We start from the raw sequence: 23,902 nt of genomic DNA, 5'->3' as shown, positions 1-23,902 counted from the left end.
CAGCGTCGCCCAGGGCTGGACACAGCTCCCGAGATCTGCTGAGATGCCTTCCCATCATCATGACCGACGGGACGGAAGACCATGGACCAAGGCATTCCACGCCGCTTATGTGGGCGCCCCTTCAACGAGACCGACTTAGCGCGCATTCGCCAAGAGGTTGCCCGAGCGCAGCCGCCGCTGCGCGCGGAGATCGCCCGGCGGGTGTGTCGCGCGTTGGAGTGGACCGATCTCCAAGGCCGCCCCAAGTTCATGAGTGCCCGCGTGGGGTTGCTGCGTCTGCATCGCGCCGGGCTCATCGAACTGCCACCGCCGAGCGGCGGCAATGGCAATGGGCGCCGATACGTCGCGCGCCCCGAGACTTGGCACGAGCCGGTCCCGGTGTCTGCTCCGCTGCGCGCCCTCAGCGGTTTGCACTTGGTGAGCGTCAGTGACCGGCGTACCTCGCACTGTTGGAATAGCCTCATCGAATGCTATCACTACCTCGGCTACAGCCCACTGCCCGGGGCGCAGCTGCGCTACCTGATCCAGTTCGATGGCGGCCTGCTCGGCGCCATCGGCTTTGGCGCGGCGGCCTGGAAAGTCGCCGCCCGCGACCACTGGATTGGCTGGACGCCCGGCCAGCGCCAAGCGCACCTAGGACGGGTGCTCAACAATGCGCGCTTTTTGATTCTGCCTTGGGTGCAAGTCAAGCACCTCGCCTCCAAAGTGCTGGCCCTGGCCGCGCGGCAAGTCACCATCGACTTTCCCGCCCGCTATGGCGAGCGCGTGGTGCTGCTGGAGACCTTCGTGGAAATCCCACGCTTTGCCGGGACCTGCTACCGTGCCGCCAACTGGCACTATCTGGGCGAGACCACCGGACGGGGCAAAACCGACCGCACCCATCAAGCCGCGCTGTAGCGCTTGTGCGGTCTATGTCTACCCGCTGGCGGCGGACTTCCGCGCCGCGTTGGGGGTGGTGGCATGAGCGCGCCTGAATCGACATTGGCCGCGGAACTGAGCACCATCTCCCTGGGCGATCAACGCCTGAATCGGCGCGCCCAGCAGGTGATCGCTTCCCTCGGCGCCAAGCCGACACAGAGTATCCCCGGGGCTTGCAACGGCTGGTATGAGACCCGCGCGGCCTACCGGTTTTTCGATCATCCAAAAAGTCACCGCCAAGCAGGTGCTCGCCCCTCATATCGCCTGTACTGAAGCCCGCGTGCGCGAGCATCCCCGGGTCCTTTGCATTCAGGACACCAGCGAGGGAGACTTCACGACCAAAAAAGGCATCGCCGGTCTGGGACCGCTAAATTATGAGAGCCGCTATGGGATCTACATCCATCCGACCCTGGCGGTCACGCCCGAGCGGGTCGCGCTGGGGTTGCTCGACTTTCATACCTTCACGCGCGAGCCTGGGAGCCTGGGCCAGGACAAAGACCCGTTGCGCCCGCTCGAGGAGAAAGAGAGCGTGCGCTGGGTCGATGGCTACGCGCGCGTCAATGAGCTGGCCGAGACACTCACTGACACCCGCCTGACCTACATTGCCGATCGTGAGGGCGACATCTACGACTTGTTCGTTGAAGCCCCCATCCCTGAGAACAGTGCTGATTGGCTGGTGCGGGTGCGCCACCGCGACCGTTGCCTCGCCGATGGGCGCAAGCTCAATGAGGCCTTGGACGCCGCCCCGGTGCTCACCCACACCACCTTCGAGCGCCCCGCTACCAATGGGGCCAAGGCGCGCCAGGTTGAGCAGGACATCAAGGTGGTGCGCGTGACCCTGAAGGCACCTTGGCGCCCGGACCGCACGCTGCCCGATGTCAGGGTCACCGCCTTGCTCGCCACCGAGGTCAATCCCCCCGCCGGCGAGGAACCGCTCAACTGGCTGTTGCTGACCAACATGCCGGTGGAGACGGCCGAGGAGGCCGTGGAGAAGCTGTCGTGGTATTTGTGCCGGTGGCAAGTGGAGATTTTTTTCCGCATTTTAAAAAGCGGCTGCCGTATTGAGGAGCTTCAGTTAGAGACCCGCGAACGCCTGGAGCCGGCGCTCGCCATCGATATGATCATCGCTTGGCGGGTGCTCTATCTGACCATGCTCGGGCGCGAGTGCCCGGAGATGCCCTGCGATGCGGTCTTTGCCGAGGAGGAATGGAAGGCGGTCTATCTGGTCACCCAACGCCAAGCGCCACCCGAGCAGCCGCCCCCACTCGATACCATGGTGCGCATGGTCGCCAGCCTCGGTGGCTTTCTCAACCGCAAATGCGATGGCTTTCCGGGGCCGAAGACGCTCTGGATCGGCTTGCAGCGCATCCCGGATTTTGTGCGCGCGCTGGAGGCTTACCGCAGCGTCGGGGAGAGTTATGGGTAATGGTATGGCCCTTAGAGAGTTATGAGCGAAATATCTAAAAAAATCGATGAAATTATAAATATGGAGCTAAAAGCTTTAATGAAAGCTAATGGCTTCAAGAAGAATGCCCGCAATTTCTATAAAGAGCTTGAAGGTGGTGTTTTTTTATTGGTTAACGTTCAAGGTAGTATGTACAACGATAACCAGGACGCACGGTATACTGTAAATCTGGGTGTGTTTTTCCCAGAAATATATGAAATGGTCGGCTTCGGAAATGTTGGTTCAGTACCAAGCATTCCAGATTGTTCAGTTTCAAAAAGAATAGGCCAGCTCAAACCAGAAAGAACGGACTACTGGTGGCAGTTAACACCAGCTTCAGATTTTAACCAATTGGCCGCTGATCTATCAGAATCTGTAGAGCAATATGGTTTGCCTTGGTTACGAAATAATTCGTCAATCACTAGTGCATCAGTCGAACTTAAAGGGCAAAATCCATTCACGGCTGCTGCTACAGCAATTATTGAAGGTAACCGATGTGAAGCGGCAGAAATAATAAACAAGGTCATATCCAAAGGTAGCGCAGCAAAAAGTAGAGCTATCTCTTGGGGTAAAAAGTAAAAATTGCTGGAGGCATAACAAATTGCTGCTACGGACACAAAATAGCTGGCACCTTTTCTGCGTCGCTTCGCTGGCAAAAAAGTCGCTAACTATTTTATGCCGCAGAGCAATGCGTTATGCGCCATGAATGACATGATGAAGCAGAATGCAAAAGTACTATTTCGTGTGCCCAATGAAGACGGCAGCGCTGAAGTGGAAACCCTCTGGGCTACCAGTTTGGGTGGGGACAAATACAAGATTGATAACTCCCCGTTCTATGCCTACGGAGTGTCCTGGGAAGATATAGTGCTGGCTCCGTTCAGCGAAGAAGAGCAATTTCCAACATTTCAAAGCGTTGTATCAAAGTCTGGTAATCGTACAGTTCGTGTATCTTTCGACCCTCCGATTGAAGAAGGAAATGAATCGGATGTAATACTTAAGGGCCTTGTATCGCTTGGTTGCGACTATGAGGGCGCAAATACAAAATATATTTCTGTAAATATCCCGCCAAATGTTTCGCTAGACGAGGTGCGCCAATACCTTATAGAGAAAGAAACAACATGGGAACATGCGGACCCAACATATGACAGGCTATTCCCAGAAAACGCATAACACGGCGCTCCACCCGACCAAAAACCGCTGCGCGGTTTTCGTCGGGTGAGCTTGGCGTTAGCCACGAAAGGGAGGCCGCACTTGGCGAGCAAACAAGCGATCTGCTGGAACGTGCTCAAGAAGCACGGCTTTCTGATTGACTACTCCGGAAGGTCTGCAGGGACAAATCAGGTCGGTCTCGATGACAGCTGAGTCAGCGCTCGCTACGACGGCGACACCCTGCGCGCCACCTGCAACGGCCTCAAGCTCAAGGTCCGCCTCTACTGCATCGACACCCCCGAGATCCAGCAACCCCCCTGGGGCACCGAGAGCCGCGACTACCTGCGCCGCATCACCTCGCGCGTGGTCTCGCTGCGCATCCACGACACCGACCGCTATGGGCGCAAGGTCGCTGAGGTCATCGACCCAACCACCGGCACCGTGCTCAACCGCGCCATGGTCGAAGCCGGCCAAGCCGCCGTTTATCGGCGCTACTGTCCTGATCCGAGCTACCGCCAAGCCGAGGCCAACGCCAAAGCCGCCGGGCTCGGCATCTGGGCGGTGCCTGGAGATCACCAACGGCCTTGGGATTGGCGCAAACGCTGGGGCAGCGCCAAACCGCTGCAATGAAGGCGAGTGGACTAACTTAAATTCATCTCTAAACTGTCCTGGACATGGGGTCCACTTAAGTGGGTCGAGACGCATCTGGGTGATTCGATGCTCAAGCGCCGGCGACAGGCCCTGATACCGACATAAAAACTGCATGAGCGGTTTGGGGCAGATTTGCGGGAGATTGAACTACCTAGCGTATATCTGGCTAACACAGATAGCCCCCATACGGATTGTTCAACGAAAAACAACGCTTTGGACCTAAAGTCCGGATCACTAATTTGTGCAGCCCTCTTCCAGAATGAGACGAGAGTTAAAAAGGGACGCTTTAGGAAAAATTGATGCAAATGCGTAATGTTAGATGGTTTCATTCGCCCAACACGCATCATCTGCATATCTGGAATTTCCACCACGGGGAACTCTGGGTAAGGGAGATCATTGATTTTGCTAACCAGCTCTAAATCATAGTCATCTGGTTTCTTGGATAGCTTCTCTTTTCCCTTCCGATAAACGATAAGGTATGGGACACGTTTAGGTAGCCCATGCGATTTACGCAGAATCGGGTCCCATCTCTCTTCATATGCGAGCTCTAAGTCATTTTTCTTAATTTCACTGTTGCATGAGTGGCATTTTAGTTCTTTTCGAACCCGTACTGTGTCGCCATCAAGTGCCATTTCGGAAAAAACCTATTGTGTTGCGCAAGATGGGCAAGTGAATACTTCGCTCCATACGAAGTAATCCACTTTGCACAGCGAACCGTCAGAGTGTCTTGTTTCATACATCCAACCACATTCTTTTTCGACATCCTTGAGTATCCGATTGGATTTTCGTTCGAAAAATGACGGATTTAATGGGCTGTTGTAGTTGTATGAAATAAACGTTGCCGCTGGAGACAGGTCGTTAATAATCGCTCGTCGGACGCCGAGTTTTGAAAACGGTCGCCAAACCTTTTTCGCCATCTTCGTCCGTCTCTTCCTGCAAAATGGTGCCGTCCGGCTTCACCTGGTAGCCAAGAGACATGACCACTTCGCGGTCACCACACATTTGCGCAGCCACCGCCGTCATGCCCGTGCCGCAAAAGCCGTCAAACACGATATCCCCTGCGTGCGTGTAATGAAGGATGTAACGCATGATGGTCTTATGCGGCACCTTGGTGTGATAGGAGTGCGCGTTGTAAATCGGGTCGTTCTTGCCCTCACTTACATCCGCCGCAAAGGGTTCACAGTGATAGGGTTCCGGGTCACGGGTCACGGGTCGCGGGTCGCGGGTCATTTGACTCGCCGACTCGTGACTCGCGACTCGCCGACTTTTCTTTCTCCCACTCGGCGATGAAGTCGTCGATCCACGGGTTCGGGCAGGCGGTGTAGTACGGCGGATCGCTTAAGGAAAGGATGTCCTCGTCGTGGCTGTGCGGAAAGCCTTCGATCTTGCGGAACTCCGGGTCCTGCAGCTTCTTGCGCAGTTCCTCGGTGAAATGGGCGCGGCGGGCCTCATCGTTCTCGAAGGTCATGCCGAGACAAGTCACCGGGCCTGTTTTTTCAGGCTGGTCGTTCGTTGTGCCATAGTCAAAGCTGTGCTGCACGCTGTCCATTAGACTGCCCTGAGTTCGTCAAGTTAAGCGTCAAACTGCTTCGCCAATGGATTTGTGCAACGGTGCGTTGCACAAGTGCGCGATCAGGGCCAGGCTTCGGCAAAGCTTTGCATGTATTCCAACTTTCTCATGCGTCATCCGACTGGTGCAAAGCTTGGATGACAGCATCGGCCGATTGACCTGTCAGTCGGCCCTGCTGGAAGTCCGCCTGGGCTTGTTGCGCCGCCTCGGCGATCTCATCACGTCTTGCCTCAGTCAAACGATGCTGGAGGATATCCGGGAGCATCTCCTGTTGTTGTGGCGGATAGAAGGCGCGCCTGGTGTCGTCTTCAATATCGACCAACTGCTCAATATGGCTGTACGAGAGCCTTCGGGCAGCGCCAGTCCCTGTGGCGCGGATTGTGGGGACGGCGTCCCCACTTTTGCTGGAAACACGAAGGCAGGCAAAAGCCTCTGGAATTGTGGGGACAGTGTCCCCACAATTTGAGGGTAGAGGCGATAGAAGCGCATATAACGGTAGAGCTGCCGTCGATTGCAGTTACTGATATCGCTCAGTTGTTTGGCCAGCTCCGACAATACCTTTTCACCATAAGCCGCACGGTCAGCGCCATTGAGTTCGTATTCAGCGATGTAGCAGCCGATCAGCCAATTGCGCAGCGTCAGGCTGACATTCACCGCCCGGCTGGCTTGCGCCGCCAGATCGTCATGAACCTGCCGGATGGCATCGACCAGCCGCTTGAAATCCATCCTGTCCTGATCCAGGGGAAGCGTCATCGATGTTTTCTCATCTTCAATCGCTGTAATGAAAACGACAAGCCACAATCACCAATGTCGTCTCGGTGGCGCGATAAACCAGCCGATGGGTGTCGTCGATGCGGCGCGACCAGTAGCCCGACAGGTTGCCGCGCAACGGCTCGGGCTTGCCGAGGCCGGCGAAGGGGTCGCGCGCGGCGTCCTGGATCAGCGTATTGATGCGTTTGAGCGTCTTGCGATCCTGGCCCTGCCAGTACAGATAGGCCTCCCAGGCATCGGGAACAAAGGTGATGGTGCGCACGCTTCAGTCGCCATCGGCAGCGAGGAGCGCGCGCGGCTGGGCGTGACCGGCGCGATCCTGTTCGATCGCACGCGCCAGCGCCTGGGCATTGGCCGGCGTTGAGAGCAGATACAGGGTTTCCATCAGGCTGTTGTAGTGATCAAGCGACATGACCACCGCATCGCCCTCGGCGTCGCGGCGGCTGATAATGGTCACATCGACATCGCGCACCACGGCATCGAGCACGGATTTTAGGGTGTTGCGGGCGTAGGAATAGGTGATGACGTTCATGGCGGTCCCGATCTGTACAGAAGATTGAGCAAGTATAGCCTTACTCCACCACCATCCGCACCTTGGCCGGATCCTTGCCCTTGGTGAGCTGATCGATGTACGCCTCAGAGCGTTTCTTCATCTCCGCCGGAGTGGCCGGGCCGTCGGTGACCTGCAGGGCCTGTTGCAGCTCCTGAGCTTTGACGGTGACCTTGACCAGACCGGAGAGCACTTCCTTCAGGGCGTGAACGAAGTTGCTGTCCAGTGGCACCGGCAGCTCCTTGGACTTGATGAAGGCCTCCAGCGGCTCGCGGTCGTCGATCTTCAACAGATCCATATTGGCCTGAATGATCGGATCCTCCAGGTTACTGAGGATGGTCGAAGTCCAGGCCATCACCATGGCATCGAGCCGGGTGTCCATCTGGTCGATCATCTGCGAGCCTGCTGCCGCGCCGGTTTCCACCGCAGGCCGGAACCCGCAATGCGGGCAGATAGGCGAGGCGTCGAGATTGTGCTCGGTGAGGCGCGTGCAGCTCTTCAGCCCGGCCAGGCGATTCTGGTAATCGGTGAGCTGCTGCCGGGGCATCAGGTCGATACCGGCCAGCTTGAGCAGGATTTGCAGCCGCTGATCGTTGAGCAGGCCCGCCTTGCGCTTGTCATCGTTCACACCCAGCCGGGCCTTGGTGTGCAGGCCAATGTAGGCGATGCGGTACTCTTGCTTGAGCGCTTTTAACTTGGCGCTGATCCCAGACAGCGGATTCATCGATGAAGGCATGGGCAGAGGCAAGCCGCTGAATTCCTTTACGGCATCCAACACCGCCTGCCGGGTGGTCTTCAATTTGTCAACCCAAGGATGATCCGGCGGCAAGACGCCTTCTGCCGTGGCGAGCCAAGAGGTGATCGGGCCGTGCTCCAGAACAATCTCCCGCAGGGCATCCAGGCCGTCGAGGATGCGCAGGGCTTTTTCATGCGCGAGTACCTCGTCGGCACTGTAGCGAAAATTCTTCAGCTTGCCCGGCGAGGAATAGGCTTGCAGGCTTTCAAAAAATTCCTTTGCGTTCTGGAGAGTTCCTTCTCTCGCCTCTCGCCCCTCGTCACTCGCCCCTAGCAAATCCAACCCCCAGAAGGAGAGCCCCTCGCGCAGGGTATGCTGGGTCATGACGATGCGCTTGACGATCTTGCCCACCGCTTGTTGCAGGTTTTGCACCGGCTCGTCCTTGCCCTGCGTAACGAGTTGGGCCATGCCCGGCGTTGTTCCATAGGGGCCAAGCAGTTCAAACAGCGCTTTGAGCGCGGGCAGATTCCATTCCTTGGGCGGCTCCAGGTGCTTGAAGCGGACCAGTTCGTCCATGCCGGTCGCGGCAAGCTGCGGCAGGCCGGTGGCGTCGAATTTCTTGCCGGGGATGGCGAGCACGATGTCGCCGGAGTAGACCAGCGCCGCCACCAGGACACTCACCCATTCGGGTTCAAGACGCGAACCGCCCGGGTTCATGTATTCCAGCCCGTGGTCGTCCTGAATGATCTCGCCGCGGTTGACCACCTGGCCGTGCCCCTTGGCCTTGACGGCATCGAGGATGAACTTGGTGTACTTCGATTTGTAGGGGTCGATCTTCGCCTCGTTCCCTTGGGGGTCGAGCAGCTCAAGGGCGTCCAGCACGGCGGTGGCCTGCTTGGTGCATTGCTGTTTTCCTGCAGGGCCGGCGATGGCCCGCAGGGCGTCCTGCGCGGCCTGTGCGCGGTTGTTGCCGGTGATCAGGACCGAGAAAAACGGATAGTCCGGGGCCTGATTCTCGAAGTTCGGCGCCAGGCAGACCCCGGCGATGGTGTTAACCAGATCGCGGAAGTTGATGGTCTCCTGGGGCGACAGGCCGGATAGGTCGCGGATCGATTTGCCTTTGGCCCATTCGGTCATCGACTTGGCGCGGCCCTGATAGGTGACTTCGAAGGCCTCGGTCATGTGCTTTTGCAGCCATTGAACCAGCTGCTTCAGGAAGCCGTTGGCCTTGGCTTCATAGGTGGCCTTGGCGTGGCCCGAGGAGGTGGCGGCAAGGTCCAGGGCAGCCGCGTAGGATTTCAAGCTGTGCAAGAAATCCTCAGGGGTTAGGGGCGAGGGGTTAGGGGCGAGCAAAGCACTCGGTTGACTCGCCCCTCGCCCCTCGATCCTCGCCCCTTTCATATTCAGACGGAAAAAGACTTCATCGGCGTTTTTCTCATCCTTGAACCTCGGGCAATCAAACGGCGGCAAGAAGTAGAGGTAAAAGTCCCGCTGTGGCACGGCGGTGGAGCGTTCATTGGGAGCGCCGAAAAACAGGTACCCGATCCGGGCGGCCTTGCGCTCCTGCCAGACCAGTTCGTGCTGCCAGATTTTATAACCGGTCACATCAGTGGAATCCTTGCACTCCATAACTCGCCTGAGTGCTTCGTAATAGAAGCGGTCGAGCTGGCCAGATCCTAAGCTTTCGGCCCGCTTGTCGATCAGGGCGTCGAAATCGTCGGTCTTCTTGAGATCGAGATAGTATTGGTGATTGTCGGGATTGAAGGAGATGAACTGGCCGCTGACGGTCTTGTGGATTTCCCGCAGCACGGTCTCGACCTGGGTCTTCAGATCTTCATTGGGTTCATCGCTGCCAAGTTCTTCCACCATGGGATCGAACAGGCATAGGCGGTCGCGCAGTTCGGTCGCCGAGGCGCCCAGGGGTGCATAAATGTCGCCGTGGGTGAGGCGATGGACGGACAGCGCATGGATCAACCGCAGCGCCATGGGTTTGTACTGCTTGCGGGTGATGGCATTCTCGATGCGCGACTCCAGTACCTGACTGCAGTCGATCACGGCGCGAATGTCGGGGACGGCGCGGTAGGATGCGTTGGTTTTGAGCGAGTTCCAGTAGCTGTCGAAGGCGATCAGGCCGGGTTCTTCAGCCGGCACCTCGCGGGTGAGAATGGCCTTCATTGCGGTGGAGAGGGTTTTGAGCACCTCGCGTTTTTCAACCACGGTGACGCGCTCAAAGGTGTCGATGTAGTCAGGATGCACGGGGAATAGGCGCACAAAGTCGTGCATGCGCTCGTTCATCCCACCATAAAACTTGGCAAAGGGCGTGAGGTAGTCGCGGATCTTGGCCTGCTGTTCGGCGGATTTGCGCAATAGTCGCTCGGCGACGACGAATTTCACGTCATTGCGGGCAATCAGAATCTGCTCAAAACGGTCCTTGACGCGTCGGATACTGTCGGCCACGAAGGCAAAACGGGGGCTGTCGAAAATCGCTTCCTGCACTCCGGCCATGAACCGAAAGCGCAGGTGGCGGCAGACCTCGCCGACCTCGCGCAGGAAGTTGAGATCCAGAATCAGCTCCTGATCCTTGCGGGTGCGCAGGTAGTCAAGCAGCTCGTCGACCACCAGCAGCAGGCCATGCTCGGGAAAAACCTCGCCGAACTTGGCCATCATGTCCTCGAAAGCCCGTTTGTGGCTGGTAATGGTGCCCGCATCGGGAAACACATACTCCACACCGAGATTTTCGAGATGCTCTTCCAGTTCGGCCACCAGGATGTCACGCAAGGACATGGTGGTGGCTCCGATTTCGGTACGGATGACCTTGAAGCGGCCGGCGATCTGAGCGGCGGCGTCGCGGACACCATCGTTGTTCAGCCCTTCCAGCAGGGAGGCGTCCGCGGCAAGGCTGGAGACCACTGACATTAAGTGCGACTTACCGGTGCCGTAGTTACCGACAACCAGCAGCCCCTTGTTGTCGACCGGCTGGTCGAACTGCATCTGAGGAATGACAAGCTGGGTGAGCCGTTCGGCCATTTCCTCGGAAATGACATAGGTGTTCACGAGGGTGTGCGCAGCGCTCGATTTGTCCGCGTCACGCAACTGAACGACCGACTCAATCGGGTCGAATTGGATCAGGTCTCCGTATTTCATGGCAACTCCGTTGCAGGGGCGAGCGACTAGGGGTTAGGGGCGAGCTTGGCCATCAACCTGTTGGTCATTTTGTTGATTTCTATTTGCAGACTGAGAATCGGGGCGAGTTGGTCATCTGAGAGGTAACCAAGTCGCTGCGCAATGAGCAATTGAGTTTCAACTTCAGCTAAAGACCCTCTTGCTATCGAAAGGAAGCGATGGAAATCTCGTGTTGAACTTCTTGCATGGCCTTCCGCGATGTTGGAAGGGATCGAGACAGCGGCTCGTCGCAACTGATTCGTCAAAGCGTACAATTCTTCCTTCGGAAAAACTCTGGTCACTTGGTAAACTATCTCCACCAGATCCAGCGCCTTCTGCCAAACAATCAAATCCTTGTAACTCTGCACACTCACTTCTCGCCCCTCGCCCCTAAACCCTCGCCCCTCATCTCAACAATCAGCGCATCGACCGAGTCATAGCCGCGGTACTCGGGATGGCCGGTTTCGGTATACATTAGACTCCCGGAATTCATGATTCCGTTCCACGAAGCCACCACGGCCCGGTTTCTTGAAATGGACTGCAGCAGCCGCAAGGGGGCCTGCTGGAGATCCTTGTCGAAGAGGATCTCGGTGTTGTCTAAAACAACAGGGGCGAGGGACGAGGGGTGAGGGGCGAGAGAATAGCTTTCTTTACTCGCCCCTCGCCCCTCGATACTCGTCCCTAAGTCAGACCATCGTCCCTCGCCCCTGATCACTTTTTCCAAAATGCCCGGCAACCGAAGCGACCGTTGCTTTGCCGTCAGCTCAAGCAGTTCGACTGAAAGCGCCAGATTGACGTTGACGACGGATGTGCCGGACTGCTTGGCAATCTCTTGCAGAACGCTAGTCTTGCAGGAACCAGTCTCACCCACCAGCAACACCAGTCGATGGTATAAGTTTTCGGCTGCCTGGAGGGCTCTTGTTATATTTTCGTGTATGGTTAAGGCCATGGTTGTTCATCGACCTGAGGTTTCCAGCATGTAAATTGCATTCTATCTGTCATTTCAAGTTCATCCACGTCTAAATGCGACGCGCAGGCGTCAGAGATGTGGGTCTTCCCGATCAGTCGCCGAGGCGATCAGAATCGAGCCGTGTTGCTGGAGAGCAGCGCGAACATGGCGTCCTCGCCATTCAATGTCGATGTGCCGGTTTTGCGGGCACTGGTTCAATTAAACCGCATCTGGTGCATTTCAACTGATCTGATGGGTTTATTAGACCCTTTGCGCCTGGTCATTCACGACAGATGGGTGGCTGGAAGCCCTGATGATGCGGACTGGTTGCGACCAGGAATGCGCCATTGTTCGTTCTGGCATCGGCTTTGCTAGATCCTCTCAACAAACCACATGCATAAGGCAGGAGAGAGTCGCCAGCGCCGCTGATGGCGTTCGCGTCGGCGTCAAACCCATGCAGAACAGTTATCGCCAAGAAACCAAGTCAGCGCCAACGCAGCAGGGCACGGAAGTCACGCAGACCCAGGCGCGCGATGCCCACGCTAAGCCCGATGGCTGCCGGGTCGATCTTGAATGCCAGTACTTGGTGGCCGAGCAGGCACGGGACTTGGCCCACCGCCTGCGCAGTCCGCTCGGCGCCATTGAGCTGGTGTGCGAGAGCCTGGTCATGGAGCAGCCCGAGTCAGAGGTGGCCGAGCGCTTGCAAGTCGCCTTGCGCGCCAGCGCCAAGCTCAAACAGGCACTGGAGGAAACCCTCAGCACCGTGGCGCCGCGCTGGCCGGTGTCGCGGGGATTGGATCTGAGCGCCGCCTGTGCACGCCTCGCGCGGACAGAGGCTTTGCTGTGCGACCAATTCGACCCGACGCCGATCTGGATCGCGGCCGCGCCCGACGACGGCGAATTGGCCTTATGGCAGGGCTTGACCCTGGCGCGCCTGTGCAGCCGCGATGGCCAGGTCTGTCTGACGCTGACCCAGCCCCCAGCCGCCGTGCCCATGGCGGAAGTGTCCTTCACGCCCGTGGCTCCGCGCGAGCCGCTTGATCACAGTTTGGAGCGCGAAATCCTGGGTCATGGACTCGCCCTGCTGCGGCTGAAGCGGCTGCGGCGTTTTGCCGCCGAACAGGGCGGGGCGTTGCAGATTGAACCCAGCCGCTTGCTGCTGCGGGTGAAAACGCTTGAGTCAGCAATTGCATCACCGGGCGAAGGGGAGCGCGGCGAGCGCACCTGATCTGAATCGGCCCAATCAAACACACCCAAACACCCCATCATCAAACCGCCACAGCACAAACAGGAGGCAAGCATGACCGACCGTCAATCCATCATCGACCAATTCAAAGCCAAGCTCGACCAATGGGACGCGGAGATCGACGAACTCGAAGCCAAGGCGCGCGGCGCCAGTGCCGAGGCGCGCGCGAATCTGCATGAGCAGATCAGCAAGCTTAAGGACCAGCGCGGCGAGGCCGGCTCGCGTCTCGATGAGTTGCGCGAATCCAGTCAGGAAGCCTGGCAGGAGGTTCAGGCCGGTGCCCAGCGGGCGACCGAGGCGCTTGGGGAGTCCCTGCGCGCGGTGCGCGAAAAATTCTAGTACCGGTGTTATGGATTGCCCGCCCATTCGGACAGTCGTCCATTCGTAGGGTGGATAAGCCCGGAGGGCTCATCGACCGCTGTTAAGGTGGATGCGCTGCGCTTATCCACCCTACGAGCCCCCTCCGCCCCGCCGCGATGAAGGGGCAGGGCGAGCAGTGAAGTCCCGGTTCCATGACAACAAGCCCATCCATCATCCTCCCATCCATCATCCGCAAGGAGACCATCACCATGCGATATTTCACGCCATCCGCCACCCTGTTGTCCGCACTGATGCTGACAAGCTTGCCAGCCATGGCATTTTCCGGCTCCGCGGAAGCCGCGCAAGAACCCGGGAAAGAATCCCCGGAGTCATCCGAGAGTGCGGCCGACAACGCATCGAATAACGACTCAAACCCCGCTGGCTCGCCGTCTGAAGTGCGCGAGGAGACCGATGAACTGCTCAAGGATCTTCAGGCTTACGGCGCCGATCAGCGCGATCAGGCCATGGCCGCGTCCCAAGCGGCCTTGGAAAAAGCCGATGCCCGCATCAATGCCATGCAAGACTGGATCGATGAGAATTGGTCTGACATGAGCGAGACCGCGCGCCAGGAGGCCCGCGCCAGCATGGACGCGCTGCGCGAGCGTCGTACCCAGGTGGCCGAAGCCTATGGCGGCATGGAGACCAGCACCGAGAGCGCCTGGGAGGCGATGAAAACCGGTTTTGGCGAGGCCTACCACGCCCTCGGCGAGGCCTGGCATCAGAGCATGGAGGCCTTTTCCTCCGATGAGCAAGCGGAACAATAAGCCCCCCGCTCGATGAGCGCCCCAGCTGCCGTGCGCGGCGGGAGGGCGCCCGCCAAGTTTGACGGTTCAACCCCGCGATCACGCGAGCAAGGAGACAAGCATGACCGAAACCACGACCACCACCATGATCATGAAACGCAAACTCATCATCACGGCGGCGGCCATCGCGCTGCTGATTCTCGGTTTTTTGTGGCTGCGCTGGGGACCGAGTTCCTGGGAGGTGCAGATCACCGGTGTCACCGGCGACGGGCGCGATGTGCAGTATCGCATCGAGACTGTGCGTGCCGGCACCTCCAATACCCTGATCTTCAAGAACGCCGACGCCGGCTTCGCGCCGCCATATTTCAAGTTCGACTCCGCTAATCTACAATCCGTCGCCAGTCGCGTCACCCGCGAGTGCCCGCAAGAGCAGGTCACCGTCAACGGTTATGGCTTCCGCTTGACCTGGCTCGACATGTTCCCCAACGCCGTGTCCATCGACGCCCCTGAGCGTTGCCGCACCGCTCCCTCGAAAGACGAGGGTGCCCGCGTCGAGTCCTGAATCCTCACATCGGCCCTGATCCCTTCCCATCCATGTCCCATCCACTGCTGATCCTCGAAGACGAACGCCTGCTCGCCGCGGAGCTGGCGCGGCATTTTGGCCGCCAGGACTGGGACACGCGCACCGCCGCGACCCTGGCCGAGGCGCGTGACATCCTCACTGGTGAGGCCTTCGAGCCGTTGGTGATCCTCGCCGACATGAGCCTGCCCGATGGTAATGCGCTTGATCTGCTCGAACAGGTCCGAGCGCAGGGCGTGCCGGGCGAGTGGATTTTTCTCACCGGCGATGGCGGGGTCACCGACTCGGTGCGCGCCCTGCGCCTGGGCGCCTACGATTTTCTGGAAAAACCCTGTCCGCTCGATCGCCTGGCGGTGGTGCTCGGGGGCGCCAAGCGCGCGGCGCTAGCGCAGCAGCGCTTGCACCAGGACGCGCGCAACCAGCGACGCAAGTACAGCCCCGCCAGCTATCTGGGTTCCAGCTCCGTCACCGTCCAAACCCGGGCGCTGATCGAACGCCTGGCCGAGGTGCCCTTCAGCGCCCTGATCCTGGGCGGGGAGACCGGCACCGGCAAGGGCCTGGTCGCGCGCATCCTCCATCACGGCGGGCCACGCGCCAATGGACCCATGGTCGAGGTCAACTGCGCCGCGCTGCCGCGCGAACTGCTTGAATCCGAACTCTTCGGCCACGAGGCCGGCGCCTTCACCGGCGCCAAGGGCCGCCATCGCGGCTATCTGGAACAAGCCCACCAAGGCACCCTGTTTCTCGATGAGATCGGCGAGATGGACCTCGACCTGCAAGCCAAGCTGCTCGCGGTGCTTGAAGACCGCCAGGTGCGCCGCCTCGGAGGCGAGAAGCTGATCCCGGTTGATCTGCAACTGATCACCGCCAGCAATCGCGACCTGGCGGAGCAAGTGCGCACTGGAGAATTTCGCAGCGACCTCTACCATCGCCTGAGCGTTTTCCGCCTCGATCTGCCGCCACTGCGCGAGCGCCTCGACGACCTGCCCGATCTGGTCCCCGCCCTGGTGGCCCAGAACAACGCCCGTTCCGGGCGCCAGGTGCGCGAGATCCCCGAGGCGGTCTACGCCCGCATGCGCGCCTACGCCTGGCCCGGCAATGTGCGCGAACTCGGCAATGTGGTCGAGCGCGCGGTGCTCTTTGCCACCGGCACGGTGTTTCCCATCGACTGGATGCAGCTCGGCCAGGGCGTGGTTGAGCCGACGCCGGGCGAGATGTCGGGCGAGATGGCGGGCAGCGGTCCCGCAGCCGACGGCGACCGCCTGATCATCCCCCTCAATGGCACCATGGCCCTGGATGACATGGATCGCTACATCATCCAGACCGCGCTGGCGCGCAGCCACAACAATGTCACCGCCGCCGCGCGCATGCTCGGCACCACTCGCGAGACCCTGCGCTATCGGGTGCGCAAGTATGGGTTGAAGGCGGGCTGAGTGATGGCGGGCGATTGGTGGCTACTGGCGTTGCGGCAAGCGTTGTTCGGCGGAGGTGCTGAAGCGCAAGTACAGCGCCAGCGCCGCGATCAGCCCGGCCGAGGCCGCGAGCAGGAGTGCCGGATAGACCAGCAGGCTGAGATGACCATTCGCCGCTCCCAGAATGAACACCAGGGCCTCCAGGGTGACAGCGATCACGATGATGACCATGAACTTGGTCAGGGTCTCACGCGCCTCGGTGGCCGAGCGCAGTTCGCGGTTGCGCAGCACTTCTTCTTCCATCAGATATTTCGCCACGTCGAACACCGCTAGCGACACCACCACCAGGCCAATGCCGTCGAGCATCGAGGGCTTGAGTTCGGCGCCGGTTTGCACAGCCTGCCAGACATCCCGGACCGCCACTGAAATCAGCGACAGACTTGATGCTGGTCAGCGTCAGGCTGGCAAAGGCATAGAGGGCGCGGGACAGCATCAAATAGGTGGGTTGCATGGGCTCAGTATCCTTGGAGCGCGGATTTCGTTGGAATGCTGGGCGCCCCCTAATCGGCGCGCAGCGCGCGCAGCAGCCCCTAGGCGGCGAGTAACAACAACAGTGTCATCGGCAGACCCGAGGTCAGCGAGGCTCTGCGCAACGCCTGCAGGCCGCCGGCGAGCAGGAGAGTGGCTGCCACCAAGCCCTCGATCACCGCCCAGAACACCCGTTGCGCGCGCGGCGGATACGGATTGAAGCTCGATAGCCAGCGAATGCCCTGAGGCACGCTACTGACCACCGAGAGGGTCGCCACGGCGGTGGCTAGCAAGGATCGGGCAAGGATCGGGCCAGCTGAGTACCCGGCGCCAGTACCAAGGCAGTCACGAACCAGGCTGCGAACACCTCGGCCAGTCGTTGGATCGGCGCCCGCGAGCGCTGAAAATCCCCGGAGAAGACCGCGAACGCGGTCGGCTTGGCGGGATCTTTCAGGCTTCAGGCCAGGGCATCGCGCACCCGCGACAAGCGCTCCCTCACCTCGCGAGCGATCTCAGGCACCCGCGGGTTCTCGACCAGTTGTAAGACGGTTTCGGGATCCATGAAATCGACACTGATCGCACCGTCTTCCAGTTCACGCACGATAACATTACAAGGCAGAAGCAAACCGATCCGTGGCTCGGCCGTGATCGCCTGATAAGCGAGCGGTGGATTGCAGGCTCCAAGAATCCGATAGGGACGGCTGTCAACGTCGAGTTTTGCTTTGAACGTTGCCTGAACGTCGATGTCGGTCAGGACACCAAATCCTTCCGCTGCCAGCGCCTCGGTGACCCGCGCCACGGCTTCGTCAAACGACAGGCTGACGCGCTTGGAAAATCCGTACATTGTAAATAACCTCCTGAGGTTGATGTGAACCTAATGGTTGAGCAGGTTGGTTGCCGCGCGCAAGCGCTGGATCGCCGTTCGGCGGCGACCCCAGTCGCGGGATTATTCCCCGCGACGCCAAGCGTTGAAAACCAGGGTGCGCGAGCCTTGCTCCGGAATGGAGACGAAACGCTCGAAGCTACGCTCATCGGCACTGGCCAGCACCCGATACTCCCCGGCGGGCAATTTCGCCAGGAACCAAGGCCCTGGCGAAGGCGCGGAAAGCACCGGATCGCCGCGCCGATCCGTGATGGTCACCGCCACATTGCCCAGGTAGTGCCCATCGGCGCGGGCAAACTCCAGTTTGAGGTTGAAGCCCTGACCGAAATGATTGCTGAGCTGCTCCCGCTCATGCGTGCCAATGCCTCCGCTTACCCAGGCATGCCCCTGGTATTGCCCCTGAGTGAAATAGTTCGGGTCGAACTGGGGAAGTGAGGCGGCCGTGGCCAACTGGGACAAGCTGATCAGGGTTGCGATGGTGAGGATTTTATGTGTGCGCCTTGTCATGCTGATCTCTTGCACAGCGTTTCGAGATTGAATGCTTCGCGCTCGGTGGTCTGAAGGTCGGGGACTCGATCAAGTGGAGCACCCTTAGATGAGAGTTTTAGCATGAGCTGTGCCAACTCTAGCCGCGATCCAGCTCTTTGGACGTGATGCTGGCTGTTGGAAAGCGCGTCTCGCGGGAGTAGTGCATAAGCACCGGTAGTGGTTTATGTGAACCACTTGCGCCCGATCAAACAGTGCCCGGGCGCCCAGTATCGGGCGTTCGTTGCGGTTAAGAGCCCTTGCCAAGCCGCGTCGAACGCTCACGGCAGCGGGTTTTTGAGGACGCGTGCGCGCGGGGATCCCGGCGAGTGGATCCTGCTTACCAGCTATGGCGGGGTGACTGACTCGGTGCGTGCCCTGCGTCTGGGCAACGATGACTTGCTGGAAAAACCTTGTCCGCTCGATCACCTCGCCGTGGTGAGCAATGCCGCGACGGACGCCCCGAGTTGCGGGTCAATCCGCCAGCTTCGGCACTTGGGCGGCTTATCCGGGCTTGCGGCCCCAAACTTGCCTAAGTCTTGCTTAAGTCTTGCTTAAGTCTTGGTTGAGACCGAAACCGTCCATCCGTCCCTCCGTCCAAGCGATCAAGAGACCATCCGACCCAGGAGACACCGATGTCCCAGAAACAAACCAACCAGCCGTTGGAGTCCTGCGCTGATCTCGACGAGCGGGGATTCGTGCGCGACCCCGAGCACTGGAACGCCGCGCTGGCGGAACTGCTCGCTCAGACGCACGGCATCACCTTGACCGACGCGCACTGGCGGGCCATCGCCAGTTTGCGCCAGGATTATCTCGCCACCGCCAACTTGCCAGTCGAGCGCACAATATGTGCGGCACTCAACCTCATGCCAGACTGTCTCGCGCGCCTGTTCGGCGGTCCCCTGAGCGCCTGGATGATCGCCGGACTGCCCGATCCCGGGGTCGAGGCGCGCACCTACCTGGAAAACATGGAAGTCCCGGCGCCCGATTCGCTGGCCTGATTCGCTGGGAGGTCGCGCGCTGGAGACTGTGAATGCCTGAGCGCGTGCCTTTCCCGATGCGATGAAGCCCGGTGGAGCCTCAATGACATCGGAACCCACGCAAGTACCCACCTCTCGCATCGCTGCCCTGGTCGATGGTGAGGCCTATTTCGCCGCCGTGAGAGGGATACCCCTGCGCACCGAGCCGAGGAACCCCATCGGTGCGACCCGCGCGGCCAGCCTTATCCGCCCTTTCATGATCTGCAAACTGCTGGTCGATGGGGAAGCGGCCGGGGCGGAGATGCGCTATCGGAGCACATCGACTTCATGAGCGTTCGGCAGAGCCTGAAGGATCAGCTAAACGTCATGATGAAAAAAAAAATCGCAGAAGACGAAGCATATGGGATAGCCCCTTAGCCGCCTTGGGCGCGGCCTTCGTCGGCAAGATGGTTGAGGGTATAGTATTCCCTGTCTACCGACGGGAACAGTAAACGAGAAACGAATTTCTGCGGCAGATGAATTCATTACGAGCGCAGCCCTTGCCGAGACCTCGCTGTCGATCATCCCTGCTAAATCAACGCTCATCGCGATGATTGGGCAGGGGTAGACCAGGGGGAAGGCGGCGTTCTTGTGTATGGACTCGACGATCAATTAGAACTTCGCTGCAGTTATTCCCAGCGGGCAAATCGACTCAGAGTTCATCTATTACCAGTTGGATGCTCAATACGAAAACCTGCGTCGCTGGAGTCATGGAACGAGCCAGCACGCACTTAACTGTAAACTCGTATCGGAATTCCCAATTGTCCTTCCGAGCAAGGTCCGGCGGATCGAAATTCGAACTGCAATCTGTGACGTGAGTTCTGCTATTCGAGATTTAGAACGAAGACAAAGGGAAACGTATGGACTGCTGAAAGCGACGGTTAGTGCGTTGCTAGTATCGGAGGACCGATGATCTTCACCGACTCCAACACCATCGAAGCCTACCTCCGCGATCTGCTCACCGGCGGCATCACCGACCAGCACAACGCCCCGATCGGCATCGCCCAGCAGGGCCTCGGCTGGAACTTCCTACCGAGCGCGTCACTCGGTCGCCAGCCGCAGGACGTCTTCGCCGAGCCCCTGGTCCGCGACGCCCTGATCCGCATGAACCCCGAAATCGCCGCCCACCCCGAGCGCGCCGACGAAGTGCTCTACAAGCTGCGCGCCATCGAGCTGTCGGTGCGCTCGGACAGGGTTATCCGTCGCAGAATAGATCAGTGAGAGCGCATCTACCCTGCGCACTCCGGCAGTTCGTCCCCCGCGTCTGGCTCCCGATCCGGACTGGCGCCGAGCCAGGCATCGAAGTCCGCCAAATCGCCGCGCTCGCGGCGCTCGCGGAAATATGCCTCCGTCTTCAGCGCAGAGACCTTCTCGGCGATGGCGGTGACGAAAAACTGGTTCATGGACACGTTCTCCTCCTCCGCCATCTTGCGGGCGTAGGCGAAGAGTGATTCCGGGACGCGCAATGCGTAGTTGGCCATCAGGATTGCTCCTCTTGCAGTTGTTGCAGCAAATCGCGCGGGTTCGCCACTGCGAGGCCGAATCGCGCCGCCGCAGCAAAATCACCGGTGTTGAACGTGACCAGCCGATCGGCGCGGCCGTTCAGGGCAGTCTCCAGCACCATGTCGTCCGCCGGATCGCGGGCGCGCGGGCGCCACAGGTAGTCCAGGTCCACCGGCTCGCAGCACAGACACAGGGCATCCAGGAAGGCATCGGTCATCGCCTCCGTGCGCCCGCCGACGGCCAAGTGCTCCGGCCGCTTTAACGCGGCCTCGTACTCCAGCATCAAAGGCACCGACGCAAGTGCGGTGAAGCGCCTCGCCCGCAGCATCCGCAGCAGCGCGAACGACGCGCCGCGGCTACTGCGGGACGCGGCCACCAGGATGTTGGTGTCAAGCACCACGCGAAGCGTTTTCATATTGCAGATGATATGACATGACATGCCGGGAGTGAGTAGAGATGACCTTCACCGAATCCAATACCGTGGAGGCCTATCTCCGCGACCTGCTCCGCGGCGGCAGCGCGAATGCCAACCCGTTAAACCTCCAGGATGCCCGCGGCAGTTATGGCGTCGCCGGCAAGGGTGCCGGCTGGACCTACCTGCCGCCGGCGGCGCTGCCGCGCCAATCCTAGGACGTCTTCTCCGAACCCCTCGTCCGCGACGCCCTGATCCGCATGAACCCGGAGATCGCCGCACGCATCGAGCGCGCCGACGAGGTGCTCTACAAGCTACGCGCCATCGTGCTGTCGGTGCGCTCGGATGGCCTGATCCGCGCCAACGAGGAGTTCACCGCCTGGCTGCGCGGCGAGCGCTCGATGCCCTTCGGCAAGGACGGCGAGCATGTCACGGTGCGGTTGCTGGACTTCGACGACCTCTCGCGCAACCAATACATCGTCACCACTCAATACAGTTTCCGCGCCGGCCCGGCCGAGCGCCGCGCGGACCTGATGCTGCTGGTCAACGGCCTGCCGTTGGTGCTGATCGAGGCCAAGACCCCGGTGCGCCCCTCGGTGAGTTGGGTCGATGGCGCGCTACAGGTGCATACCGACTACGAGCAGTTTGTCCCGGAGCTGTTTGCATGCAATGTGTTCAGCGTCGCCAGCGAGGGCAAGGAGCTGCGCTATGGCTCCATCCGCATGCCGGTACAACTCTGGGGGCCGTGGCGACCGGAGGATGAACCAGACCAAGAGACCGCGCCATCAAGCCTTGCCAGTCTGCAGCAGTCAGTCGCTGGCCTGCTCCCGCCGGCAACAGTGCTCGACATCCTCGCCAACTTTACGCTGTTCGCCTCCGACAAGAAGAAACGCCGGCTCAAGGTGGTCTGTCGCTACCAGCAATACGAGGCCGCCAACCGCATTGTCGCGCGGGTCGTGGCGGGCTATCCGAAGAAGGGCCTGATCTGGCACTTCCAGGGCTCCGGCAAATCCTTACTGATGGTGTTCGCGGCACAGAAGCTGCGTATGCACCCGCAGCTCAAGAACCCCACCGTGCTGATCGTGGTCGATCGCATCGACCTCGACGCCCAAATCAGCGCCACCTTCCACGGCGCCGACATCCCAAATCTGGTCAAGGCCGAGAAGCGCTCGCAACTGAAGACCCTGCTGCGGCAAGACACGCGCAAGATCATCATCAACACCATCTTCAAGTTTGGCGAGGAGACCTCGCGGTAGACCCTTGCGCGGCTGCTGAGGCAGATCCCTGAGTTGGCGAACCGTGGTGAGCCGGCCGCCGCGCAGCAGGAACTTGGCGTCGCCTGGCGTGCCGCGGCCAAGGTAGATGATGCCGACAAGCGCGAGGCAGCACACGACGCCTTGCGCGCCTTAGCGGATGCGCTCGGTTTGTCGCCGCCCTCGGCCGAGACAGCCGCCGCTGATGCCGACGATGGCGCCCCGCAGATCCTACCCGACGATGTCCCCTCGGCATCCGACTCGTCCGTGCTGAACGACCGCGACAACATCATCGCGCTGGTCGACGAGGCGCACCGCACCCAGGAAGGCGACCTCGGCATGAAGATGCGCGCGGCGCTGCCGAATGCGTTCCTGTTCGGCCTCACCGGCACGCCGATCAACAAGCGCGAACGCAACAAGGACATCGCCAAGCATTTCCAGGCCACCGTCTCGCCGAACGGCTTCAAGGCCATGGAGGTGACCTTCGATCAGGAATGCTGCCTGCTCTACAAGGCGGAGCTGGACCGCCTGCTGCCCGATGGCCTCGAGACCGATATCGTCATCTCGGTGCAGGGCAAGGAGAAAGACGACGACCGCTACAAGCCCTACAAGCGCCATCGCGATGCCGAGGAGGCGCTGCTGGACCGCTTCCGCGACGCCAATGATCCGCTCTCCATCCTGGTGATGACAGCGAAACTGCTGACCGGTTTCGACGCGCCCATCCTGCAGGCGATGTACCTGGACAAGCCGCTGCGCGACCACACGCTGCTGCAGGCCATTACTCGCACCAACCGCACCTACAGCGGCAGCCAGAGGGCGGGCCAGACCCTGAGCAAGAGCCACGGATTGATTGTCGACTACCTCAGCGTCTTCGATGATGTCGCCAAGGCGCTCGAGTTCGACCAAGCCGGCTTCGAGAAGGTCGCCAGCAACATCGCCGCGCTGAAGAGCCAGTTACCGGCCGCGCTGCAGAAATGCCTCGGCTACTTCCATGGCGTTGACCGTGGCCTGACCGGCTATGAGGGCCTGATCGCCGCGCAAGACTGCCTGCCAGACAATGCCACCCGCGATGCCTTCACCGCCGACGTCAGCGTGCTCGGCAAGCTCTGGGAAGCCCTCTCGCCGGACCCCATGTTGCAGCCCTTCGAGGCCGACTACCGCTGGCTGGTGCAGATTTACGAAAGCCTGAAGCCATCAACCGGCCAGGGCGCGCTGCTCTGGCACGCCCTCGGCGCCAAGACCGTGCAGCTCATTCACGACCACGTGCAGGTCGGCATGGTTCGCGATGATCTCGAGGAGCTAGTGTTCGATGCCGACGTCATCGAAGCCATCCTCGTTGCACCGGGCAAGAAGAAAACCAAGGAGATCGAAATTAAGATTGCCGCTCGGCTGCGCAAGCATCTCGGCAACCCGCTCTTTAAACCGCTGTCGCAGCGCCTGGAGCAACTGCGCGAGCCCCACGAGGCCGGCCAGTTACACAGCGTTGAGTTTCTCAAGCAGCTACTAGAACTCGCCGGCGATCTCGTTGCAGCAGAGAA

At 60.0% G+C, this 23,902-nt stretch carries 32 protein-coding genes and 1 pseudogene; 18 read left to right on the top strand and 15 right to left on the bottom strand.

Annotation, left to right across the window (positions count from 1 at the left end; translation table 11 throughout):
* The first annotated feature begins 81 nt into the window (after nucleotides 1-81).
* The 6 genes from Thiowin_RS16330 (at nucleotide 82) to Thiowin_RS16305 (ending at nucleotide 4,141) form a co-directional block, all read left to right on the top strand.
* Nucleotides 82-897: a Druantia anti-phage system protein DruA gene (locus Thiowin_RS16330; protein WP_328984042.1), complete on the top strand. Its 816-nt coding sequence runs from the start codon at nucleotides 82-84 to the stop codon at nucleotides 895-897.
* Nucleotides 898-960: 63 nt separating this feature from the next.
* Nucleotides 961-1,191, top strand: coding sequence for an IS4/Tn5 family transposase DNA-binding protein (locus Thiowin_RS16325; protein WP_328984041.1), 231 nt, complete (start codon nucleotides 961-963; stop codon nucleotides 1,189-1,191).
* A gap of 7 nt (nucleotides 1,192-1,198) precedes the next feature.
* Nucleotides 1,199-2,344, top strand: coding sequence for an IS4 family transposase (locus Thiowin_RS16320; RefSeq protein ID WP_328984040.1), 1,146 nt, complete (start codon nucleotides 1,199-1,201; stop codon nucleotides 2,342-2,344).
* A gap of 21 nt (nucleotides 2,345-2,365) precedes the next feature.
* Entirely contained in the window at nucleotides 2,366-2,941 is a 576-nt protein-coding gene (locus Thiowin_RS16315) for a DUF4304 domain-containing protein (RefSeq protein WP_328984039.1), read from the top strand.
* Nucleotides 2,942-3,064: 123 nt separating this feature from the next.
* Nucleotides 3,065-3,532, top strand: a complete 468-nt coding sequence (locus Thiowin_RS16310) for a DUF4265 domain-containing protein (RefSeq protein WP_328984038.1) — start codon at nucleotides 3,065-3,067, stop codon at nucleotides 3,530-3,532.
* 219 nt (nucleotides 3,533-3,751) lie between these two features.
* Nucleotides 3,752-4,141, top strand: a complete 390-nt coding sequence (locus tag Thiowin_RS16305; RefSeq protein WP_328988102.1) for a thermonuclease family protein — start codon at nucleotides 3,752-3,754, stop codon at nucleotides 4,139-4,141.
* A gap of 879 nt (nucleotides 4,142-5,020) precedes the next feature.
* Here the strand turns inward: Thiowin_RS16305 and Thiowin_RS16300 are convergent.
* The 9 genes from Thiowin_RS16300 to brxF all read right to left on the bottom strand — a co-directional run bounded on the left by Thiowin_RS16300 (nucleotide 5,021) and on the right by brxF (nucleotide 11,900).
* Nucleotides 5,021-5,392, bottom strand: a complete 372-nt coding sequence (locus Thiowin_RS16300; RefSeq protein ID WP_328984037.1) for a DNA methyltransferase — start codon at nucleotides 5,390-5,392, stop codon at nucleotides 5,021-5,023.
* Complete coding sequence (locus tag Thiowin_RS16295; RefSeq protein ID WP_328984036.1) at nucleotides 5,361-5,711, bottom strand: hypothetical protein; 351 nt, start codon at nucleotides 5,709-5,711, stop codon at nucleotides 5,361-5,363. The genes Thiowin_RS16300 and Thiowin_RS16295 overlap by 32 nt, the downstream gene beginning before the upstream one ends.
* Nucleotides 5,712-5,838: 127 nt before the next feature.
* Nucleotides 5,839-5,970, bottom strand: coding sequence for a hypothetical protein (locus Thiowin_RS16290; RefSeq protein WP_328984035.1), 132 nt, complete (start codon nucleotides 5,968-5,970; stop codon nucleotides 5,839-5,841).
* Complete coding sequence (locus Thiowin_RS16285; RefSeq protein WP_328984034.1) at nucleotides 5,967-6,485, bottom strand: DUF1016 N-terminal domain-containing protein; 519 nt, start codon at nucleotides 6,483-6,485, stop codon at nucleotides 5,967-5,969. Before Thiowin_RS16285 ends, Thiowin_RS16290 begins: the two co-directional genes overlap by 4 nt.
* Nucleotides 6,486-6,501: 16 nt before the next feature.
* The gene (locus tag Thiowin_RS16280; protein WP_328984033.1) at nucleotides 6,502-6,765 is read right to left on the bottom strand and encodes a Txe/YoeB family addiction module toxin; all 264 of its coding nucleotides are present in this window, start codon (nucleotides 6,763-6,765) and stop codon (nucleotides 6,502-6,504) included.
* A 3-nt stretch (nucleotides 6,766-6,768) separates the two neighbouring features.
* Complete coding sequence (locus Thiowin_RS16275) at nucleotides 6,769-7,035, bottom strand: type II toxin-antitoxin system Phd/YefM family antitoxin (RefSeq protein WP_328984032.1); 267 nt, start codon at nucleotides 7,033-7,035, stop codon at nucleotides 6,769-6,771.
* Between the two features lie 40 nt (nucleotides 7,036-7,075).
* A complete protein-coding gene (locus Thiowin_RS16270) occupies nucleotides 7,076-10,933 on the bottom strand; it encodes a DUF6079 family protein (RefSeq protein ID WP_328984031.1) in 3,858 nt (1,285 codons plus the stop codon).
* Nucleotides 10,934-10,959: 26 nt separating this feature from the next.
* Nucleotides 10,960-11,325, bottom strand: a complete 366-nt coding sequence (locus Thiowin_RS16265) for a four helix bundle protein (protein ID WP_328984030.1) — start codon at nucleotides 11,323-11,325, stop codon at nucleotides 10,960-10,962.
* Nucleotides 11,322-11,900, bottom strand: a complete 579-nt coding sequence (brxF, locus tag Thiowin_RS16260) for a BREX-3 system P-loop-containing protein BrxF (RefSeq protein ID WP_328984029.1) — start codon at nucleotides 11,898-11,900, stop codon at nucleotides 11,322-11,324. The genes Thiowin_RS16265 and brxF overlap by 4 nt, the downstream gene beginning before the upstream one ends.
* A gap of 454 nt (nucleotides 11,901-12,354) precedes the next feature.
* On the opposite strand from brxF, the gene Thiowin_RS16255 reads away from it, so the two are divergent.
* The 5 genes from Thiowin_RS16255 to Thiowin_RS16235 all read left to right on the top strand — a co-directional run bounded on the left by Thiowin_RS16255 (nucleotide 12,355) and on the right by Thiowin_RS16235 (nucleotide 16,262).
* Nucleotides 12,355-13,128 carry a hypothetical protein gene (locus Thiowin_RS16255; RefSeq protein ID WP_328984028.1) on the top strand — a complete coding sequence of 258 codons (774 nt, stop codon included), beginning with the start codon at nucleotides 12,355-12,357 and terminating at the stop codon, nucleotides 13,126-13,128.
* A 72-nt stretch (nucleotides 13,129-13,200) separates the two neighbouring features.
* Nucleotides 13,201-13,485 carry a sll1863 family stress response protein gene (locus tag Thiowin_RS16250; protein ID WP_328984027.1) on the top strand — a complete coding sequence of 95 codons (285 nt, stop codon included), beginning with the start codon at nucleotides 13,201-13,203 and terminating at the stop codon, nucleotides 13,483-13,485.
* Between the two features lie 173 nt (nucleotides 13,486-13,658).
* Nucleotides 13,659-14,270 carry a sll1863 family stress response protein gene (locus tag Thiowin_RS16245; RefSeq protein WP_328984026.1) on the top strand — a complete coding sequence of 204 codons (612 nt, stop codon included), beginning with the start codon at nucleotides 13,659-13,661 and terminating at the stop codon, nucleotides 14,268-14,270.
* 100 nt (nucleotides 14,271-14,370) lie between these two features.
* Nucleotides 14,371-14,811: a DUF1523 family protein gene (locus tag Thiowin_RS16240; RefSeq protein ID WP_328984025.1), complete on the top strand. Its 441-nt coding sequence runs from the start codon at nucleotides 14,371-14,373 to the stop codon at nucleotides 14,809-14,811.
* A 32-nt stretch (nucleotides 14,812-14,843) separates the two neighbouring features.
* The gene (locus tag Thiowin_RS16235) at nucleotides 14,844-16,262 is read left to right on the top strand and encodes a sigma-54-dependent transcriptional regulator (RefSeq protein WP_328984024.1); all 1,419 of its coding nucleotides are present in this window, start codon (nucleotides 14,844-14,846) and stop codon (nucleotides 16,260-16,262) included.
* A 21-nt stretch (nucleotides 16,263-16,283) separates the two neighbouring features.
* Here the strand turns inward: Thiowin_RS16235 and Thiowin_RS16230 are convergent, their stop codons facing one another.
* The 4 genes from Thiowin_RS16230 to Thiowin_RS16215 all read right to left on the bottom strand — a co-directional run bounded on the left by Thiowin_RS16230 (nucleotide 16,284) and on the right by Thiowin_RS16215 (nucleotide 18,159).
* On the bottom strand, nucleotides 16,284-16,637 hold the full coding sequence (locus Thiowin_RS16230) for a hypothetical protein (protein ID WP_328984023.1): 354 nt from the start codon (nucleotides 16,635-16,637) through the stop codon (nucleotides 16,284-16,286).
* A 194-nt stretch (nucleotides 16,638-16,831) separates the two neighbouring features.
* On the bottom strand, nucleotides 16,832-17,062 hold the full coding sequence (locus Thiowin_RS16225) for a BCCT family transporter (protein WP_328984022.1): 231 nt from the start codon (nucleotides 17,060-17,062) through the stop codon (nucleotides 16,832-16,834).
* Between the two features lie 164 nt (nucleotides 17,063-17,226).
* On the bottom strand, nucleotides 17,227-17,613 hold the full coding sequence (locus tag Thiowin_RS16220; protein WP_328984021.1) for a DUF302 domain-containing protein: 387 nt from the start codon (nucleotides 17,611-17,613) through the stop codon (nucleotides 17,227-17,229).
* A 102-nt stretch (nucleotides 17,614-17,715) separates the two neighbouring features.
* Nucleotides 17,716-18,159: a hypothetical protein gene (locus Thiowin_RS16215; RefSeq protein WP_328984020.1), complete on the bottom strand. Its 444-nt coding sequence runs from the start codon at nucleotides 18,157-18,159 to the stop codon at nucleotides 17,716-17,718.
* A gap of 653 nt (nucleotides 18,160-18,812) precedes the next feature.
* Between Thiowin_RS16215 and Thiowin_RS16210 the strand changes: the two genes are divergently transcribed.
* From Thiowin_RS16210 to Thiowin_RS16200, 4 genes are all read left to right on the top strand, one after another.
* Complete coding sequence (locus Thiowin_RS16210; protein ID WP_328984019.1) at nucleotides 18,813-19,178, top strand: TusE/DsrC/DsvC family sulfur relay protein; 366 nt, start codon at nucleotides 18,813-18,815, stop codon at nucleotides 19,176-19,178.
* An 82-nt stretch (nucleotides 19,179-19,260) separates the two neighbouring features.
* Entirely contained in the window at nucleotides 19,261-19,488 is a 228-nt protein-coding gene (locus tag Thiowin_RS16205) for a hypothetical protein (RefSeq protein ID WP_328984018.1), read from the top strand.
* Nucleotides 19,419-19,574, top strand: coding sequence for a DUF2939 domain-containing protein (locus Thiowin_RS25385; RefSeq protein ID WP_408034226.1), 156 nt, complete (start codon nucleotides 19,419-19,421; stop codon nucleotides 19,572-19,574). The genes Thiowin_RS16205 and Thiowin_RS25385 overlap by 70 nt, the downstream gene beginning before the upstream one ends.
* A gap of 531 nt (nucleotides 19,575-20,105) precedes the next feature.
* Nucleotides 20,106-20,417: a PDDEXK family nuclease gene (locus tag Thiowin_RS16200; RefSeq protein WP_328984017.1), complete on the top strand. Its 312-nt coding sequence runs from the start codon at nucleotides 20,106-20,108 to the stop codon at nucleotides 20,415-20,417.
* Nucleotides 20,418-20,425: 8 nt separating this feature from the next.
* Here Thiowin_RS16200 and Thiowin_RS16195 read toward each other — a convergent pair whose 3' ends face one another.
* Nucleotides 20,426-20,677 carry a hypothetical protein gene (locus Thiowin_RS16195; protein ID WP_328984016.1) on the bottom strand — a complete coding sequence of 84 codons (252 nt, stop codon included), beginning with the start codon at nucleotides 20,675-20,677 and terminating at the stop codon, nucleotides 20,426-20,428.
* Nucleotides 20,677-21,114, bottom strand: a complete 438-nt coding sequence (locus tag Thiowin_RS16190) for a putative toxin-antitoxin system toxin component, PIN family (RefSeq protein WP_328984015.1) — start codon at nucleotides 21,112-21,114, stop codon at nucleotides 20,677-20,679. Before Thiowin_RS16190 ends, Thiowin_RS16195 begins: the two co-directional genes overlap by 1 nt.
* A 41-nt stretch (nucleotides 21,115-21,155) precedes the next feature.
* Between Thiowin_RS16190 and Thiowin_RS16185 the strand changes: the two genes are divergently transcribed.
* The 3 genes and pseudogenes from Thiowin_RS16185 to Thiowin_RS25380 all read left to right on the top strand — a co-directional run.
* The gene (locus Thiowin_RS16185) at nucleotides 21,156-21,329 is read left to right on the top strand and encodes a hypothetical protein (protein ID WP_328984014.1); all 174 of its coding nucleotides are present in this window, start codon (nucleotides 21,156-21,158) and stop codon (nucleotides 21,327-21,329) included.
* 42 nt (nucleotides 21,330-21,371) lie between these two features.
* A complete protein-coding gene (locus tag Thiowin_RS16180; RefSeq protein WP_408034091.1) occupies nucleotides 21,372-22,367 on the top strand; it encodes a type I restriction endonuclease in 996 nt (331 codons plus the stop codon).
* 264 nt (nucleotides 22,368-22,631) lie between these two features.
* A pseudogene (locus tag Thiowin_RS25380) lies at nucleotides 22,632-23,132 on the top strand (type I restriction enzyme subunit R domain-containing protein); the annotation flags it as partial.
* Nucleotides 23,133-23,902 lie beyond the last annotated feature (770 nt).

Origin of the sequence: Thiorhodovibrio winogradskyi, from assembly GCF_036208045.1 — a bacterium.
In the GTDB taxonomy this organism is placed as follows: domain Bacteria; phylum Pseudomonadota; class Gammaproteobacteria; order Chromatiales; family Chromatiaceae; genus Thiorhodovibrio; species Thiorhodovibrio winogradskyi.
Note: the sequence above shows the minus strand (reverse complement) of the source record. Positions and strands in the feature narration are given on the sequence as shown.